Genomic DNA, 19,129 nt, shown 5'->3' on the forward strand with positions numbered 1-19,129 from the left:
AATTACCTTTTAAAACTAATAATTTTTCCAGTATCGATCAAATTGCCTTTATCACTATTCTCAATGAAATATTGAACTCCCCCTCCTGATCCTAAATGGGGATTTTTTTCTGTGGAACCAACAGCCATACATGTATCTTTATTTAATACGTACGCATGTACTTTTGTTCGCATATCTCTTGCGTTTGGGCTGTCCCAGTTATCTTTGTGAGCAACTTGAAGAGCGTCATTGTAGTCCCGTGCTGATGCAGAACCAATTACGGTTGAACCTTTGACCAAATAATTACCTGGTGCATTTCCATGCGGGTAAAGTGTGTACAGAACGGTTCCCTTTTTTACTACCATATTTGAGTATGAATCAACTCCATCGTAAGGTTTTGTACCTTGCCATGAACGCGCTGTGGCCGCCGGGTTCTTCCCGCAACAAGGATCGCAACCACCTTTACTTTTAGCTAGTCCTAACGGATCAATCCACGCCGTAGGATTAGGAGCATAAGCATACAGATTCTCACCACCCAACAACCCAATCGGATCTTGCGTAATAAACCGCGCCGCATCAGGATCATAGTATCGATGCCGATTGTAATACAGTCCCGTTTCTTCATCCTCATACTGCCCCTGAAACCGCAGCGGTTGCGCGACGTCTTTGACGTCATAACGCAGGATACGTCCCCATGCCTTATAGCGGGCTGACCAGACAATTTTGCCATCGGTATCACTGAGTTCTAATGGCGTACCGAGATGATCGCAGTGATAGTAATAAATATGGTCGTTAATCGCATCTTCATTGGCCTGTGCCAGTCGCTGTTGCCGTTGTAGTTGATAACGCTGTTCTTTCTCTTGTTCTTGATGCGATTGAAAGGCCTTGATGTGCTCAGCCGGATCATGTTTATCTAGCGGCAAATCCCACTGAGTTTCATGACGCAGATGCGTAGTGTCTACCTTATAGCTATGTACATCGTCGTTGGATTCTATTCGCGCCAACGGCACAAAGCTCGCTGGTTCGTACAGATAGGTGATGGTTTTATTCGTCCCGATTTCCTGAACTAAAACATCACCATCCCACACGAAGAAGGTCGTGCTAGTCGTAGCTGCGGTTGCGGCTGTATTAGCATTATTGGATTGTTCGGTATCTTGAGGGAGCTCTGTCACTTGCTTGGCAATACGCCGACCGAAGGTGTCGTAATGGTAGTGCGCTATTTGCCTCGTCTGGTCCCACGAGCGCGTGGCTAAAATTAAACGGTTTTCTGCATCGTATTCCAGCTCCAACGTGGCCGCTTGATTGGCACTTGGAATGGCACACATACGCTTGACGACAGTATTGCCTTGTACGTCGTATTCGTAGGTAGTGCCCAGATAGTTTTTGAGCAGATTGTGGGTGACCTTAGCGAGTTGTGGCGGTTTTCTGCTGACGCCAGGGGCGGGTTGTTCTGTGAGTTGCGCGGCGTGTGTATTAAGGTTATCACTTGGATTGAATTGAGGATTCGCCGTTGCATTGTTTTGTTCTAGCGATGCTGTATCGAGTAAGTTACCTGCCGGATCAAAGGCAAACTTCTCGGATAAGCTAGGCTGCACGGCGGATAGCAACTGCCCCAATGGGTCATAGCGATACAGGGTGTTGCCACGTTGGGTGTCCGTGATTTGCGTCAGGTTACCAGTGAGGTCATAGGTATACTGACGTTCGCGCAGGCTTTGTTGCCCGCGCTTCAGCGTGATACTGCTCAGGCGGGATTGCGGATCGTAAGTGCGCGTGCTGCTTAAACCACTCTGGCCATTACTTTTTCCGAGTTGCCTTGTTGTCTCACGGTGCAGGTGATCACGTTCCAGATCGACGATCGCATTACCTTGCCATAGAGTGCCGTGCCAATGACCTGAGCCGTAACGCTGGGTGTCAACTGTGCGTCCATTCGGTAGCGTAGTTTGCAGGCGATTGCCCAATGGATCATAACTATGCGTCAGCGTAAAGGCCGTTCCTGATATCGCGGTCTCAGCTTGTGCCGAATCTGCCGGAGTCAAGAGTAGGTGAGGGGCAAGCAGGTTATAGGTGCTGCGCTCTTCAATTAATTGGCCGACCGCATCATAAATGAAGCGTTGCTGCGCTTGGCTGGATACCACCGCAGTGAGTCTGCCCAGTGCATCGTAGGCGTAGCGCACACTGCCTTCAAGGTTGCTCTTCGCTTGCAACAGACCCAGGCTGTCACGTAAATAATCAGTATGTTGACCATTGCAATCGCTGGCGATGAGCTGCCCGGTACTGTCGTAAGTGTAGCTAGTGAGTTTGCCATCGAAGCCGGTTTCGCTAATAAGCCTGCCTTCGGCATCGTAACTAAACAGATAGGATTCATTATTGCTATTGATTAATTCGATTAAGCGCAGGGCTTGGTCGTAACGGTATTCTAGGGTTTGGCCTTTGGGATCAATCCGCTCGATAGGTAGTCCATGACCGTTGTAGCGGTAGCGCGTAATCTGCCCTTTAGAATCCGTATGCGCGGTGAGATTGCCTTCTGCATCGAAGCTGTTAGTTTCGGTACTCTTGTCAGGATGGGTGATGCTGGTGACGCGACCTAAAGCATCATAGTGATAGTGACTGATATTGCCTAAGGCATCAATGCTACCAATTAAACGGCCATAGGTATCGTATCGATAATGGCTAGTGTAGTTGGAGCAGTCGCTATACGCGGTAAGGCGGCCAGCGGCATCGTAGGTCAGTTGCTTAGCGCCGCCATTGGCGTCGGTTAAAGTAGCTAAACGCCCTCGTTGATCGTAATGGTATTTAGTGCTGTGGCCCAGTGCATCGGTGCTCTCTACAATCCGCCCAGCTTCATCAAAGCGACGGCGGGTGGTGTGGCCGAGCGCATCGGTTACTGCAATCGCTTGGTTGTGTTGGTCGTACTCGATGCGGGTGAGATGGCGGCGGGCATCGGTGACGGTAATCAGATTGCCTGCGGTGTCATAGCTGTAGCGGGTGGCATTACCTTGTGCATCGATATCGGCGGTCAGCATACCGTCGGCATCCCATTCACGCCGACCTAATGAGCGGGAACTGGTGGCTGAGACGCGGCGCACATCGGTAGCTAACCATTTTGAATTAAAGGTGTATTCGAGTATGCCACCATCGGCCTCGGTCACCCTCGTGGTATCGTTATCGAGATAAGCAATTTGCACCTGGTCTTTGCCATCCGCCGTCGTGGTAGCAATGGCACGTGCTTGATAACTATTGTCTAGGGTGATCGGGAAACGTTGGGCGAGTTGTTCATCATTGAGCGGATTACCAGCCCACCGCTCGCGCAAGGCGCGAAGGCTGATCCATACCAAACTGTGGGTAAAACCATTGTAATTAGTGTATTGCACCAGTAGGTGGTGCTGGTAGGTGTAGCTGCGTGATTGACCTAAAAGATTGGTTTGCGCCACGAGATTAGTACGTCGTGGTAATTGGGCGAAGGCTGACTGTGCAGGTGTCTGCACTGCTGTGCATGCCGATGTTGGTTCATCTAGGGCAGGGGCAGACTCTGCTTCATAGCGATAAGTGACGTGGCAGAGACGTGAACCGTCTATTCGTACTTCTTCTATGCGACCAATACGGGGGACTCGTGTGACTTGCGCAACTTGTTCAGTTAGATTTGGCGTGCTGCTGACGGCTGGTTCGCGGGTATCAAGATCGTTCTCACATAACGCCTCAACGACGTGGCCTGCATCACTGCGCAGACGTAATACGACCTCTCCCGGTTTGGCATCATGGTAGCGTTCTATACTAATCCCTTTGCCGTTGCGCGCAGCACTACGACTGAGGTAATAGCGCTTGGTCGCCAACGGCGCACGCGCTACTAGCATCGCATTGATACCGTCGTAACCGTGCGGTAACCAACTATCTAGGCCAAGTATAAACGTATCGGTGCTGCCATCGCGCCAGATGAGGGTAAATTGCGTGTCGCTGTCGCGCCGTAAAGTGAAGCCTTCTGACCGACTATCGTGTTCTTGTCCTGCTACTATTAGCGGCAAACGCAGCGCACGTCCTGTATCTTCATGAAAGACAATGCCTTGCGTCGATACCGATAAGCTAGACGTAAACGGTGTTGCCCAACGCGTACCTAAGAGACCCCAGTCTTCTGCCTCTGCGCCTGAGCGATAGGTACGTGTCCAAACGATGGGTATTTCTGACTCAATAACAAAGTCAGTTTGCGACAAAATCTCTTCACCCGTACCAAAATGTACAGGGCGACTGCTTTTGCTAGGCTTCCCACCAGGCGCTGCATTTTTAGGGCAGCAATCTGAGGGTTTATCGGCTTTCTCTTCTTTGGGTTTCTTTGTTTTGCCACCGTCTTTGCCGTCCTTATCATTCCCGTGATGATCGGTTTTTTTCTCTGGCGGTTTTTTGGGAGTTGGTGGTTTGCCCGGTTGTGCTTTTTTTCCAAGGAAGCGTTTCAAAAAAGTGAAGCCAATTTGTGTTTTTTTTAAAACGATATTCTCGACTAGATTCACGGTCATTTCTGTGGCAGCTACGACGAGGTCCGGAACTTTGCCGGTGAGGACGTAATCCGATGCCTGATCGAGTACGGTGGCTGTTGTTTCACCGATTGCACCGGCGGCAGTCACGCCAGTTCCGATCGTACCGCCCGTCGCTGCTACCGCTTCCATGCCAGCGGCAACAGGTGCTCCGACGCCCGTCAAGGCGACTGCACCTCCGGCGACACCCAGCGTCGCACTGCCTGCCATGATTTTTCCACCAGTATCCACGGCTTTGCCGCTCGCTGCGTGAAGATCTGCCGATATATTGTCTTTGTAATGTTGTGCGCTGTTTTTTAATTCCGCTCGTGTTTCATCAGCGATTGTTTCAAGTCGAGTTCGTGCCGCCTGCACTTTACGTTCAAATATGCGTGCGATGGTATTTTTATCATTTGCCCAGACAATGCGAGATTCCTGTATAGTTTTTGAGCCGTTTGCCCCCTTGGTAGAGCTGGCCTCTTTGGTCTCTACACGTTTGCCCACGGTGCCACTTTTGATGCCGCCCACGGTACCCTGCTGATCTCCTTTGACAGTGGGTATAAAGCTCCGATTATGTAGCAGCACGAATTCGCTATGCGCTTTGACATTTGGTGAAACGGCTTGCGCGTCGCTGAATTCACCGATGATGTTGTAGGGGATCGGCGGCGTGCTATTTCCTATCGGTGTTTTACAAATGTCTGGCGATAAGCTAACACAGTAAAATCGTTTGGATTTGGTGACGGTTTCGTGAGCCATGGTATAGAAATTTTACTAAGAGGAGAGGGGCGCGTTGGATACGTTCAGTTCTTGTGCTTCAAGGATTAGCAATTCCTGCAAACGCTTTAATTGTTCGCTATCTTTGGCGTGCATTAACCTTGCTTGATCGATACTGCCGTCTGCCGGCAGGCAGAGACGCCATACCAGATCTACACGCGCCGCTTCTACATCAATAGTGACGGTATCAATTAGCAACGGATGAATTTCGACCTGCCCCTCGGCTCCTATTGCCATAACAAAAAATGACTGACGCGGCAGACGAAACTGCAATAAGGTATTGCCATTAGCATCGGTCTGAGAATGTGCCGAGTCTGGGTGCGAAAGGTTGGTCAGCGTAAAACGTTCTTCGGCTGATAGATGCGTGCATTGCTGATCTGCTGGCGCTCCATTCCAATATCGGAAATCAAAATTTTCGGGTAAAACGGGGAACTCTTCTTCCGACCAAACCGGTTTCATTTTGACCTGCCCGACCAGCTCGCGACGAGGTGTCCACGCTCGTCCTAAAAAGCCCAGTCCAGCGGGGATCAGGGTATTTTTTCCATTGGCTTGCTGCCAAAATTTATAGGACGTTAACGCGTGTTTAGGATAGTCAATCTGCGGTGCACGGAAACGCGCAATCCTCTTCGCTTCAAGAAACCATCTCAATAAGAAACCTTGCCCGAGTGGATTCGTTAAGCAAGCTTCATGAGCGATCGGTACATTATCCTTATCAGGATGAGCGGACCTTTGCTCATCTGTTAGCCGATACTTTTTACCAACGCGCTTTGCTGCTTTATCTATCAACTCAATGCGACACTCTCCTCCTTGCGCAAGGTTATAACGAACGGGTACAACGTCACATTTTTTTGCGCGGGTGAGTCGCCAGGGATTGAATACGAGTATTCCTAAAGTACAGATCCGGATCACGGACATACACAATCGGACCGGCCACGCCCATTTAATGAACCAGCGCTCACCACAAACCTCGAGCGTCTTATCTATCAATATCTCGCCAGGCAGGCGAGAATTCTTCGCTACGGCAAGTTCCTTTTGCCATTCTTCAAATACCGCAGGGGACAAACTCTGTAAAGGATTTAACGGGGCTGGCCGTTTTGGCAGCGGTGCCGGTAAATCTGGCTTTTCCACACGAATACCAACACTAAAGCGACTAGCGGTACTCTTCTTAGGTGGGTATGCAAGCGCGTTGACGATTACGTCGCAGAATGGTTTATAAGGTGCCAGGTCACTTTCTGCTTGGACGCCTTTTGTGAAATCATCTTCATAATAATGATCTTCTGTATTCAATTCGGCGGGATTGTCAATTTCCTCGAGTGTGGAAAAGCCTTTTGCGTCGCAGAGCTTAAGCTGATAGGCAATCTTGGTCACGATGATGTGAAACGCCGATCGGTGTTGATCTAAGGTATCGAAATGTAATGCCGCATAATCAGTCCGGTTTTCAAACAGTAAGGTAGGTATCGTCAGCTCAGGCTGATTTACTTTTTCAGGAGACTGGATTGGTATCAACATCATCTCCATGTACTTCAACTTTTTTCTGACCACGAATAAGAATCTCGGTGCCCGAAATTTCGATGCGACCATCCGCATTCATAATGAATGTGCATTTGCCAACGGCGATTTTGAATTGTTCGCCAGCAGTAAACGAAATTGTTTGACCTACGTTCACCGTTTTAGACAAGCCCACCTGTTCAGCCTGCATCAGAGCCACCGTAGTATTCATCGCCGCACCCACCGTCGTCTGGTAAGCGCCGCCCACCGTCAGCATCTTGGCCAGGCCGATGGTTTCGGTCTTCATCATCGAGACTGTTTCCGATTTATTGCCGCCGACTTTGACACTACGGTTGCTGCCGATATGGATATCCTCACTCGCCCCCACCGTCTCACTACGATTCTGTCCGATATGAATCGTCTCATTCTTACCCACATCCTCAGTCCGGTTATCGCCAATACTGATGGCCTCGTCATGATCAACGCGTTCGCTGCGGTTATTGTGAACGGTGATGGTTTCATTGTGATCGACCGTCTCGGTGCGGTCATGCTTGATATGGCTAGTCTCATCATGATCGATGGTTTTGCGCCGGTCATGGCCGACCCACTTATCCTCATCATGCTCGACCTCGGTGAGCTGGTCTTTCTCGGCATGCAGCCAGAGTTGTTCCGCGCCTTTCTTGTCTTCAAAGCGGATCGCATTAGCGGTATCGTAATTGCCGCCCGGGGTAGAGCGCGACAGGATCCCGCTCTGGGTCTTGTTGGCGGGTAAGCTCCAGGCCGGCATGGTAGCGGCATTAGGCACCATACCGGTGATCAGAGGGCGGTCCGGATTGCCGTCCAGGAATTGCACGATGACTTCAGTACCGATGCGCGGAATCGAGGTCATCCCAAAGCTGCTGCCGGCCCAGGCACTGGCGACCCGGATCCAGGCCGAACTTTGTTCATTGAACTGGCCCACCCGGTCCCAATGGAACTGCACCCGCACCCGGCCATATTCATCGGTATGGATCTCTTCACCGGCAGGGCCGGTGACCAACGCGGTTTGCAGGCCATAGATCCTGGTGTCCTGGCTGTTGTAGCCGCGGGCCGGACGCCAGGGGATTTTTTTACGCAGGCAGGTAAAGACATTGCGGTATTCGGCAGCACCACCACCGTGCTGCGTGGCCTGGTAATTATTCTGTGCAAAATGAAACACATCCAGAATCAAAAACTCGGCATCGCTGGCATGACCAGAACCGCTGGCGCCACTGGCACCGTGATCCGTCTGTCCGATAGCGAAATGGCCAGTCAGCGTAAAGCACCGGCCCGGCTGAGCGCTACGATCGTTAGCGGTGGCCTCAAAGCGTTTCGACCAGGCCTCTAAAGCTTCCATGCTGGTACTGATGCGGGCTTCTCCATCGGCCTGGTTCTTAAAACCGTAGGCACCGGTATATTCATAGACTTCCAGCCTGGGCACATCCCCTTGCCGGGTGGTGGTCGGGATATCGGCCAGCAGAGGGCGCGGCTGTTTAAAGTCGAAACTACTGGCCGCGTAATGGGTCGGCATCAAGGTCCGCACCGGGGTAAAGCGATGGATGCCGTCATCTTCCTGCGAGCCGCCTTCGGCCTGCCATGGCATATGCGCTTCGCCGTCAATCGGCGGACACTGCACATCACTCTGGTCGGCCAGGATCAAGGTATGGCCATCGGCGCGATGCTCATACCAATAGAGCCAGCCTGCGGCTTCCCAGCGCCGATGCAGATAGTTGTAATCGCTCTCGGCAAACTGGCAGGCATCGGTCATGACGGGGTCTGCGCCTTGAATCCTGAGTTCACTGTCCCTGATCGGGTAGTCTGCGAAGATGTCTTCGGTCTGGTCTTGTAAAGACTTGCCGTGGAACAGATAGTTATCATGTCGCTGGCTGAGATAGGCTAACCAGGGGCAGAGCTGCATTTTGTAATACGCCAGACTGCCGTCCACATGATCCAGGCTGAAACGAAACACATAGCCATTGAAGTAGCGCAGCGTACCGTCTTCCCGTACCAGTTCAATGGTGACCATTTTACCGATGAGCTGTTTTAATTCGAGCTCCGCATTGTCGGAAATCAGCTCGACTAAAAAATCAAAATCCTTAGAAACATGTTCGCTGGCATTCAACACCTGCGGCAAGAGTTGTGCATCGTCGGGACCATCCTGGTTGGGAAACGACAAGCGTAACAAGCGATTGGTTTGCCGGTTGCTGAGAAGGTCTAGGAATGGATTCATAGGATTTAAATAAGGGCAAATAAGGTCATGCGGCAATGGGCGGCGATGGATGCCGCAAGGGATTTATCGTTGTGCTTATCGATGGGACTCTAAGTCTGTCCGTTTGATTAATACCGTGTGTTGGTCGTGGCCGAACTGGACACCTTCATCCGACCAATTGATTTTGCTCCAGCGGGCGACCGCTTCAGCATCGTCTTTTGCCAATCCAAGATCGATTGTCTGATGCTGTTCGCTGATCCAGAAACTTGGCCTGTCGATATAGATAGTGGCTCGTACTAACCGCGCATTATCTTTGGGTTCGGTAAAGACATAGGCACCATATAAGGCTGGCGCATATTTACTATCACCCCAACTCACCGCAATCAGATGCGAGTATTGCGAGGCAACGGTGAGTGTCTTTAGGTTAACAACCAGCGAGATACCACACACGGCTATGAGCAAGATCAATAAAAGTTTTTTCATACGAGCATTACTTCATCAGTGACTCAAAAGGGTTGCTGAGCGGTTTGTTTACCGGAGCATTGTTTTTCTCCGCTGTTCTGTTCTCTGTCCAGATCATCTTTTGTTTGAAAAGGCCGCGTACATCGAATTCTTTTGCATAGCACTGCCGATGAAACTTTTGCATAAAGGCGTCGGTAATTTGAATGCCTGCAATGCTTACCGATTTGCCGCTATCCCAGTTATATCGATCATAAAAATGGAACTCATAATCCAGGACATAAGTAGTGATGCCTTTTTGTGTACTGACATTGACCTTGCCTTGTCCCCAAAATGAATAACCGCCGATCGCAAAAAACAAATTGATATCTTGTGCTTTGTAGAAGTAACCATGACCTAATTTTTGTGAGGTGATGTCGTATTCCCCATCGACGAGACTTCTTGCAAAGGTTTTTGCCAAAGCTAAATCCCCCTCATATTTCTGCTTTAATTGCGACGACTTCTTGAGTAAGTCCGGCATGTCCAATAGGTAGTCATTGCCAGTGTTATTCATGTAATGACGCATATGTTTCACGGCATCAACACCAATGGTGACGTCAACGGCGTGTGTATCCAGCGCCATTTCCAGCGCACGCTTGTAGACTAAAAAATTTGCCGTTTGTGTTTCTGAGCACCATTGTCCCGAGCCAGGATCGGGTGATATCCGCGGCGCATTTTTCCCGATGACGTAATCAGGCATTGTTGTAGAAAATCATGTTCTGGTGATCCATCTGTAAAGCGCTAATTCAAGCATGTTTCTTAAAAGTCAATGTAATTTGGTGATCATCAACAAGCTTAAATAAGCCAATTAACCTGCATTGAACAGCTCTATTCGCGAGGATGAATTGATAGGATTAGTCTGGTAAAAATGCAATAATGACAATATAAAATTATTTTATCACAACATTATTTGACTATATTGTCTTCGTTACAATTACTTACATGCGCTGTCTGAGTTCCATCTTCCAGAGCAAATGCGCCATCTACATAGCTCTCCTTCGACTAAGCCCAGTTTTTTGCATCGCTGCAGAAGGTCTGCAGTTACATCACTTTCTTCACGTTCGACAATGGCGCGATTATTGTCCACAGGGTTGAACTTGTTACTTGCTGCCATGCTTGCGGCATTGAAATTCTGCGTTTGTGCACCAGCCATCGGCGTTTGTTTTGCTGGCACTGGAGCCGCAGGATTTATCGCATGTGCGTGAGCCACTAACGCCGTGAGTAATGTCACATCCGGATCGGCTTGAGATTTAGCGGGAGCATTGTGCGCAGTTTTAGTGTCGGTTGCTGTAGAAATCGGTTTCGTCGCTCTTCTTGATTCGGTCGCATGCGCTACTGCAACGTTGTTGGTAGTGAATGATGCTGCCGGTTTCGCCTCAAGTGCTTTCTTTAACGCATCTGGTTCAGGTTTTGCGGCGAGTATTTCTTGCATATTGTTATTCGCCGTATTGCCCGGCGCTGTATGCGCTTGTGCATCTGGCTCATCCACAATGGCTGCGGCTTGGGAGGTAGGATCGGTTTTAGATAAAGATTGTTTTTCTGAATCGTCTGGCGCGATGAGGCGTGGTGCGGCAGTCGGCACTGCATGGCGGTCATTTTTCGCTAACTCAGCTGGACGCTGTACCGGTGAGGTCGCATTTTCGTACATGGCCCATAGCCCGGCCATCGCTAAAAGCAACAACGTACCAAGCGCTATTTTTAACGTAATTGAACGTTTGCTGGTTATGTGGTGCGCGTTCTCAGATGACTTACCGTTGCCTTCAAGATTGGCGAGGATACGGTTGTTATCTAAAGTAGGCGTATTTGCTGAAGATAATAAACTTGGCTTGCTTTTACCCAACGGGTTTTCTTCCGGTCTTGACAAAATCTACTCCTAACAAGCGATAAAAATATTACTTTTGATGAATAAAAGCGATGTTTCAAATCAGCCCTTCTGATGCCGATATTCGCAAAGAGAAGACTTAATTCGTTGACTAAATATTAAATTTCAAATTCAGATTGCTATAATAATAAGTTATACTCTATTGTAATGGTTGATTAATAGGCATGACAAATAATTATTTTTAATTGAATGCATCGTTTTATTTTGGGGTTTTGAGTGTTTTTTTTGTTAGTTGCCCTGTATTTTTTACTTGCTTGTTTTGCCGCCTGGTTATTGCTATTTCCAGTAGGTAGAGAGGCAGTTGTGCATACTTTGCAGGATGTTGGTGCTCGTATTGAGCGCCGTCTTGAGAGTGTAAGAGGCTTGCCGGGGAGTGGTTTTGAGTCGGTCAGGAATAGCTTTAACGGCCTGCTAGAAGTGTGTTCAGTGTTTGTAACGCGACATGTGTTGATATTGACGATTTGTTTGGTTGCGGTTTGCTTGCCGCCGTTAATTGCCTGGCTAGCCAGCGATAAAAACATGCTGGATGGTTTTGATGTCCCTACGAGGCAAGTAAATTCTCAGGTTGCAGATCTGTTGAAAGGGGAGCAGTTGGCGCCTCCCGCCGCATTGCCTCCGCTGTTATTTACGACAGAAGAGGTGTTGCAAGTAAGGCCGATGCTGTTCAGTGCCAGCAGGAATTGGCAACTGCTCGATAATGATTTTTCTCAAAGACTATTGCTTACTTTTAAGATCATGAAAGAAAAACATGGTTACGAGATGGCTATCCTGGAGGGCTATCGCAGTCCTGAGCGGCAAAACATGTTGGCAGCGATGGGAGTCAATGTGACCAATGCGCGTGCTTTTCAAAGTTTCCATCAATATGGACTCGCGGCCGATTGTGCATTTTTACGCAACGGAAAATTAGTCATTTCAGAGAAGGATGAATGGACAATGCGCGGGTATCAGTTATATGGCGAAGTTGCCGAGTCAGTTGGTTTGCATTGGGGAGGACGTTGGAAGATGATGGATTTTGGTCATACTGAGTTGCGCTCGTCCAACCTAATCAAAAACAAGTGATTGCTTCAAAACATATGCTGAAACATTTCTTAAATGCGTATTGCCATTTGTATTGCGGATGGTATGCCATCTCAAATGCAGCGCTTCGCTTGTATGCAGTCAGGTGTAGTTGACTGATTCCTGGTCACCTTGATTTTCGATTATCTCATTTAAATTTTTTATTACTTATTTCATCATGCATCGAATTTGGCAATTTTTAACTGATAAACGAACTTTGGTTGTCATTGGTTTTGTAGCGCTTGCGGCATTTTTGTTTTTATCTGCCGACTTATTGCAAATCTCGATGCTGTGGGCGGCAATTGTTTTCTCCATGGTTTTGCTGACGTATTTGGGATATCAGCTTTTGCTACGGGGACGAGAAAAGCGTTCTTCGCAACAATTCGGTCAGATGTTGGAGCAGCAGGTAGATAAGCCAGGCAAGAGCATCGATGCAAATAAGACTGAGGTGGATTGGATCCGCAAGCGCATGCTCGATGCCATTACCACGATCAAAACATCAAAATTAGGTTTAGTCTCTGGCGAAGCCGCTCTGTATGAATTACCTTGGTACATGATTCTCGGGAACCCTGCCGCAGGTAAAAGTACCGCGATTATCAATTCTGGTTTGCAATTTCCATTCGCTGACAAGAGCGGAAAAATCGTACAGGGTGTCGGCGGTACTCGTAATTGCGATTGGTTTTTCACTACCAATGGGATTGTGCTCGATACTGCCGGTCGTTACTCTGTGAATGAGGAAGATCGGGGAGAGTGGTTTGGTTTTCTTGATTTACTGAAGAAATACCGTAAACGCGCGCCAATCAACGGCATTATTATTGCCGTCAGCATTACTGACCTGACGGGTAATCGTCCTGAGTTTGGTATTAATCTGGCCAAAAATTTGCGTCAGCGCGTACAGGAATTGACAGAGAGACTAGAAGTATTTGCGCCCGTTTACGTCGTCTTTACTAAAGCAGATTTGATTGCCGGTTTTAGTGAATTTTTTCTTGACAGTGAACGCACAGAGCGAGATCGGGTATGGGGGGCAACGCTTCCATACAATCTCAAAAGCGGCAATCAAGACATGCTTCATTTCTTTGATGAGCGCTTCGATGAGTTATATGACGGCCTGAAGGAAATGAGTCTGGCAAGTATGTCACTCAATCGTGGGGATCGTATGCCTCCCGGTGTATTTACCTTTCCGCTTGAATTCGCTTCAATTAAAAATCCGCTAAGGGCCTTCATTGCGACTCTTTTTGAGGAAAATCCATTCCAGTTCAAACCAATTTTTCGAGGATTTTATTTCACGAGCGCCTTGCAAGAAGGTGCTTCGGTCAGTGCGTCATCGGAGCGTATTGCCCAGCGCTTTGATTTGAAAATGAAGGCGCAGCCAAAAGCAGAGATTTCTTCTCAGCATGGATTTTTCTTATTGGACTTATTCAGGAAAGTGATTTTTGCGGATAAGGATCTGGTTGCGCAGTACGCTAGCCGTAACAAAATAAAACTCCGTTACACCACGTTTTTTGCAGCGACTATATTGGTTGGTCTCTTGCTTGGATCCTGGAGCTGGTCTTACCTAGGCAACAGGCAACTTGTCGCCAATGTCCAGGCAGATCTGGATAAGGTGATAAAGCTTCAAGAAAAGCGGATTGATTTGCAGTCCCGTTTTGAGGCCTTGGAAATTTTGCAGGACCGTATCGAACAATTAAATCAATATCGCACCGACCGACCATGGTCTCTTAGTATGGGCTTATATCAGGGCGATATTCTTGAACGTAAATTACGTGAAGAATATTTTTCCGGCATGAAAGAGGTGATGTTGAAACCTGTAGCTGGAAATCTTGAGGTGTTTCTGGCTGAAATGAACGCAAACGCCGGTAAATTAGAGCCAATGACAAAAACGCCGCAATTTGCAGGCGTATCTACGACTGCCGTCGCCAGTTCAACCGTCATCTCTGGTGCCGCCAGCACAACTGTGACGGCGAGCGCAAATGCCCAATCAGGACCTGTTGCCACGGCAAATAATACTAATCTGGCTCAGCAGTTCAAAGATGCATCGCCAACGAACGTGGAAGATGCCTATAACGCGCTTAAAACTTATCTGATGCTGGGTGACAAAACCCGTGCTGAGTCGAGTCATCTTAATGACCAGTTGACCCGGTTCTGGCGCGTCTGGCTGGAGAGTAATCGTGGTGCGATGTCACGTGAACAGATGATCCGTAGTGCGGAGCGCATGATTGATTTTTATCTTACGCAAATGAGTGATCCGTCATGGCCTCAAATCGAGAATAAGCTGACTTTGGTTGATCAGTCACGAGAAAACTTGCGCCGGGTAGTCAAAGGTCTGCCGGCACGTGATCGCGTTTATGCCGACGTGAAAGCCCGTGCTTCTACCAGATTCCCGGCTATTACCGTCGCAAAAATCGTCGGTGATGAAAATAAGGAATTAGTGGTAGGAAGCTATGCGGTACCCGGGACATTTACCCGTGATGCATGGAAAAATTTTGTACAAGAGGCATTTAAAGATGCAGCAAATAAAGAATTACAAAGTGCTGATTGGGTGTTGAAAACAGCATCGAAAGACGATCTTACTTTAGAGGGGAGTCCGGAGCAAATTCAAAAGTCTTTGGTTGAGATGTACAAGACAGAATATGCCAGGGAATGGAAGAAATTTGTGCAAGGTATTTCTGTTGCCGAATTGAGTAGCTTCGATAGCGCAGTCGTTGCGATGAACCGCCTGGGAGATCCTCAAACATCACCTATTAACAAGATTGTGACTAGTATTTATCAGGAAACATCTTGGGATAATCCTTCATTATTGAATGACAGTTTATCGCGTGCGCAAAAAGGTATCGTCGGCTGGTTTAAGGAGACGATACTTCGACAAAATCCGACCCCGGTAAATGTGAGCCTCGATATTAATGCACCGAAAACTGAAATACCTATGGGACCTGTTGGCCGTGAGTTTTCCGGGGTTGCCAGATTGGTCGGTGGCAAGGAGAAAGATGCATCATTAATGCGTGGCTACATGGACGCTTTATCAAAGTTGCGTAGTCGATTTAATCAGCTTAAAAATCAAGGTGATACAGGGCCAGGCGCTAAGCAACTGATGCAGCAGACCCTGGAGGGAGGGAATTCTGAATTAGCTGAAGCATTAAAATATGTCGATGAGCAAATGTTGACCGGTATGACGGATGAACAAAAGACGGCGATTCGGCCATTGCTGGTAAGACCTTTAATACAAAGTTTTGCGGTGATCGTCAAACCAAGTGAAATGGAAGTGAATAAAACTTGGGTAGCGCAGGTTTATGAACCATTCCAAAAAACCTTGGCGGGTAAATATCCTTTTACGCCGGACTCTAAAATTGAAGCCAGTAACTCAGAAATTGGCCAGATTTTTGGACCGGAAGGGGCTATCGCCAAATTTGCCAATACCTCAATGGGGGCGCTAATTGTCAGACGCGGCGATACCTTGGCGCCGAAAACATGGGCCAATATGGGGATTTCGTTAATTCCACAAGTGGTGACTAGTTTCCCCGGCTGGGTAGCGCCGTTGAGTGCTGGTGGCGTTGCCAGTGCAACTGGTGCAGAAGCGCAAACAGTATTCCAGATTCAGCCCTTACCGGTGCCGGGCACCTTGGAATATACGATTGAAATCGATGGGCAGCAATTGCGTTATCGAAATACGCCAGCTCAGTGGACGAACATGATTTGGCCTAACCCGCAAGGAACGCCGGGAGCGCGTATCACCGCGGTAACTTTTGATGGGAAAACTATTGAGCTGCTCAATCAACCGGGGCGTTTTGGTTTGGAACGTATGATTAATACGGCTAGCCGTAAGCGTAAGGATGGCGGGGTATTTGAATTGTCCTGGACCAATAGTAATATCACAGTCGCGCTTAATTTGAGGACGATCAGCAGTCCGCAAACCGCCGCCGGATCTAATTCGCCGCAGGGACAAGGATTTCGTGGCGTCAAACTTCCTGAATCTATCGTCGGCGGTGCTCCGACCATGAGCGGCAGCCCTAATCCTTCTAATGTGTCATCGACAGTCACTTCCATTAGTGTCGCTGCGACCGTTGCAGGGGGCAAATGATGACTAAGAATGCCACTCAAACGGCGATCAGTTATTTCGGAAAAATACCTACCCGGGGTGATTTTGTCAAAGCGACAGATAGTCCGGCATTGATTTCAGTCATCGACGATTGGTTAGCGCAAGCTATGGAGTTATTGAGCTCAGATCCACGTTGGAAAATTACCTATGACACCGTGGTGCCGATGCATTTTGCTTTTATTGGGCCACGACGCAAGCGCGCTATTGCCGGGCATATCGTCGCCAGTACGGATGAGGCACAACGAAGATTTCCATTTATGGCGATGAGTACGATGGAGATTGAAGATCCATCGGAATTTGTACAGCGCCATCCTTTGGTATTAGCTCGTCTTTGGAAGAATATGCAGACCCTTGTCGGTGATGTTCTCGTATCTGAAAATCCAGGAAGCTCATTGCAAAAACTGTCGGCAACGAACATTGATTTAGAGCTGAGTCCCACTGCTTACGAGGCGGCTTTCACGGATTTTTTAAATGTGCAAACGGTTGGTGCACTTGACGCTATGTTGTTACAGACGGGTTTCACAGGATCTGTCCGGGAAGTCATGCTGGCCTTAGGCTTTTTGTTGGAGCCTGTCATGTCGAGTGGCTCCAGCCGCCTGGAAAAGAGTCTGGTGATTCCCTTGCCTGCAGACCCGATATATCGCTATTTGGCGGCATCGTTTTGGATGAATTTGATTGCCCCTTTCTTGTTAAAGGTCGACTTTGAATTGGCAGTATTTTTTACTCAGATCCAACAAAAACCATCGATGATAGTTGGGTTTAGTGGCGCTTCACCGCGCACTCTGCAAGCGATCATGGATGCTCAGGTCGGACTATCTCACCATATTCCGTTCGAAAATGTGCAATGGGTAGACGAACAGATTCATGCTAACTTCAAGATACAAAAGCTCTCCAGCTATCTGAATCAGCCTCATCTTTCGTTGAAATCCGCTCGCGACTCGTTCCGCGAAGCTTTTATTGGAGCTTAACGCTATGCGTATTATGTTGTTTGTTTTATTGGTTGTTTCAAAACTGGTATGGTCTCAAAATGTGGCGCCGCCTGTTGCGTCTCCAGCCCCAGGGCAAGTCTTGGCCAGTGGCACCGTTCCAGATGAGGCAAGTAAAGCCAGTGTCTTGGCAAAATTACGTGAGCTTTATGGCGCAGACAGGGTTGTCGATCAGATTGCGGTGGGGCAGGTTGCATTACCAGCCAACTGGAATACTTATGTTCAAAAATTGATTAATCCTAATCTGAAGTTGATTAGTAGAGGGCAATTGAAGATCGATGGTAATACGGTCAGCGTTCGGGGCGAGGTTGCAAATGAGGCGCAACGTCAGCAGATTGCCAGTGATATCGCGACCAATCTTAATCCGACATACACGGTGAACAATGGATTGCGCGTTTCCGCTTCAGAGCAAAATATTCTAGACACAACTCTTGCAAACCGTATTATTGAATTTGAAAGTGGAAAAGCTGCACTGACGTCGGGTGGCAAAGCTATTTTGGACGAAATGGCACTGGCGTTACAAAAAATCAGTAACCGCAAAATTGAGGTAATAGGCCATACGGACAATCAAGGACTACGCGCATCGAACCTGTCGTTGAGTCAGGCCCGAGCGGATGCGGTCAAGGTATATCTGCTTACCAAAAATATCAATGCAGATGTGATCACGACCTCAGGTCAGGGCTCTGATCGCCCCATCGCCAGCAATGAGACATCAGAAGGCCGTTCTCGCAATCGTCGCATTGAATTTAGGGTTGCACAATAATATGGCAGAGCTATTTTCTTGATCATCGACGCGATAAGTAGATGCAAAAAAACAGCAGCCTTTTTGAAAGGCGCTGTTTTGGGGGGGGGCAATTTTTAAGGTAATGTAATTGTCAGATTCGCTGCATGTGGCGTCATTTTAACAACATCGTTATATGCGTTAATATTGTTCTGTGTTGATTTCGTTAATTTCCAATGTAAGGCTGCGTAAGCAGAAATACTTATCAAGGCGAACACAGAGGCGATTACCCAAAGTGGCGTCTCATTGCGTAATTTATTCACTATTTGATCCGGGCGTTCTGCGTGTGGGGAAAATCCATTGCTCTTACCCTTCATATGAGCAATTTCATCCCCTAATCGTGCGGTCAAGTAATTGAGTTTTTCCGTACCTTCTATGATGTATTTGCCTTCAAACCCTAGCAATAAACACATATGGAATACTTCTAAGGCTTGTATGTGGGGGCTGCCTTTTGCTCTTAATTCCTCTAGTCGATGGAAGAAATTTTCTCCTGCCAATTGATCGCCAAACATGGCTAACTGCAGAGGACGTCGCTCCCATGCGCTCCGGATGTCAAACTGAGAGCGCAAAATAATCTCGTCAACTGCGGCACAAAATGCATATTTTGCGGCATGGATGTCATCAGCTGACGCTCCCATCTTCTTTGCATTTCGATCAAAATCGCTAAGAAATTGGGTCATTTTATTTAAAAAGCTCTCATCATCTTGAGGCGCGCAGCGATTCTTGAGCATGAATAATGCGTAGAATCCGTCGTACATTAAATCTAATAATGAGTGTGCAGCTGATGATGAGTCATTGATTGAGCCTTCATAGCGTGTTGAGTTATTACTTAGCAAGGAGGGAGCTGCGTTCATATTCATGGC

Annotated in this window: 11 protein-coding genes; 4 read left to right on the plus strand and 7 right to left on the minus strand. The window is 48.1% G+C overall.

The window, feature by feature from the left end; translation table 11 throughout:
- Nucleotides 1–2: 2 nt before the first annotated feature.
- The 6 genes from LPB67_RS03865 to LPB67_RS03890 form a co-directional block, all read right to left on the minus strand.
- Nucleotides 3–5,237 carry an RHS repeat-associated core domain-containing protein gene (locus LPB67_RS03865; RefSeq protein WP_262835738.1) on the minus strand — a complete coding sequence of 1,745 codons (5,235 nt, stop codon included), beginning with the start codon at nt 5,235–5,237 and terminating at the stop codon, nt 3–5.
- 15 nt (nt 5,238–5,252) lie between these two features.
- Complete coding sequence (locus LPB67_RS03870; RefSeq protein WP_262835739.1) at nt 5,253–6,764, minus strand: DUF2169 domain-containing protein; 1,512 nt, start codon at nt 6,762–6,764, stop codon at nt 5,253–5,255.
- Nucleotides 6,739–8,991: a type VI secretion system Vgr family protein gene (locus LPB67_RS03875; RefSeq protein WP_262835740.1), complete on the minus strand. Its 2,253-nt coding sequence runs from the start codon at nt 8,989–8,991 to the stop codon at nt 6,739–6,741. The genes LPB67_RS03870 and LPB67_RS03875 overlap by 26 nt, the downstream gene beginning before the upstream one ends.
- A 75-nt stretch (nt 8,992–9,066) precedes the next feature.
- A complete protein-coding gene (locus tag LPB67_RS03880; protein WP_262835741.1) occupies nt 9,067–9,453 on the minus strand; it encodes a hypothetical protein in 387 nt (128 codons plus the stop codon).
- A gap of 7 nt (nt 9,454–9,460) precedes the next feature.
- Nucleotides 9,461–10,168 (minus strand): hypothetical protein, encoded by a 708-nt coding sequence (locus tag LPB67_RS03885; protein ID WP_262835742.1) that lies wholly within the window; start codon nt 10,166–10,168, stop codon nt 9,461–9,463.
- Nucleotides 10,169–10,402: 234 nt separating this feature from the next.
- The gene (locus LPB67_RS03890; protein ID WP_262835743.1) at nt 10,403–11,332 is read right to left on the minus strand and encodes a hypothetical protein; all 930 of its coding nucleotides are present in this window, start codon (nt 11,330–11,332) and stop codon (nt 10,403–10,405) included.
- Nucleotides 11,333–11,566: 234 nt separating this feature from the next.
- Here LPB67_RS03890 and LPB67_RS03895 point away from each other — a divergent pair, with 234 nt between their 5' ends.
- The 4 genes from LPB67_RS03895 (at nt 11,567) to LPB67_RS03910 (ending at nt 18,248) form a co-directional block, all read left to right on the plus strand.
- Nucleotides 11,567–12,409: a M15 family metallopeptidase gene (locus tag LPB67_RS03895; protein ID WP_262835744.1), complete on the plus strand. Its 843-nt coding sequence runs from the start codon at nt 11,567–11,569 to the stop codon at nt 12,407–12,409.
- Nucleotides 12,410–12,584: 175 nt separating this feature from the next.
- A complete protein-coding gene (gene tssM, locus LPB67_RS03900) occupies nt 12,585–16,481 on the plus strand; it encodes a type VI secretion system membrane subunit TssM (protein WP_262835745.1) in 3,897 nt (1,298 codons plus the stop codon).
- Nucleotides 16,481–17,467, plus strand: a complete 987-nt coding sequence (tagF, locus tag LPB67_RS03905; RefSeq protein WP_262835746.1) for a type VI secretion system-associated protein TagF — start codon at nt 16,481–16,483, stop codon at nt 17,465–17,467. The genes tssM and tagF overlap by 1 nt, the downstream gene beginning before the upstream one ends.
- A 4-nt stretch (nt 17,468–17,471) precedes the next feature.
- Complete coding sequence (locus tag LPB67_RS03910; protein ID WP_410482695.1) at nt 17,472–18,248, plus strand: OmpA family protein; 777 nt, start codon at nt 17,472–17,474, stop codon at nt 18,246–18,248.
- 95 nt (nt 18,249–18,343) lie between these two features.
- Here LPB67_RS03910 and icmH read toward each other — a convergent pair whose 3' ends face one another.
- Entirely contained in the window at nt 18,344–19,120 is a 777-nt protein-coding gene (icmH, locus tag LPB67_RS03915; protein ID WP_262836159.1) for a type IVB secretion system protein IcmH/DotU, read from the minus strand.
- Nucleotides 19,121–19,129: the final 9 nt, after the last annotated feature.

The sequence above is a fragment of the Undibacterium sp. Jales W-56 genome, assembly GCF_025548535.1.
In the GTDB taxonomy this organism is placed as follows: Bacteria; Pseudomonadota; Gammaproteobacteria; order Burkholderiales; family Burkholderiaceae_D; genus Undibacterium.

Coding starts and splice junctions, on each gene's coding strand:
- LPB67_RS03875 (WP_262835740.1), bottom strand. CDS start 8,991: ATGAATCCATTCCTAGACCTTCTCAGCAACCGGCAAACCAATCGCTTG.
- LPB67_RS03865 (WP_262835738.1), bottom strand. CDS start 5,237: ATGGCTCACGAAACCGTCACCAAATCCAAACGATTTTACTGTGTTAGC.
- tagF (WP_262835746.1), top strand. CDS start 16,481: ATGACTAAGAATGCCACTCAAACGGCGATCAGTTATTTCGGAAAAATA.
- tssM (WP_262835745.1), top strand. CDS start 12,585: ATGCATCGAATTTGGCAATTTTTAACTGATAAACGAACTTTGGTTGTC.
- LPB67_RS03870 (WP_262835739.1), bottom strand. CDS start 6,764: ATGTTGATACCAATCCAGTCTCCTGAAAAAGTAAATCAGCCTGAGCTG.
- LPB67_RS03885 (WP_262835742.1), bottom strand. CDS start 10,168: ATGCCTGATTACGTCATCGGGAAAAATGCGCCGCGGATATCACCCGAT.
- LPB67_RS03910 (WP_410482695.1), top strand. CDS start 17,472: ATGCGTATTATGTTGTTTGTTTTATTGGTTGTTTCAAAACTGGTATGG.
- icmH (WP_262836159.1), bottom strand. CDS start 19,120: ATGAACGCAGCTCCCTCCTTGCTAAGTAATAACTCAACACGCTATGAA.
- LPB67_RS03880 (WP_262835741.1), bottom strand. CDS start 9,453: ATGAAAAAACTTTTATTGATCTTGCTCATAGCCGTGTGTGGTATCTCG.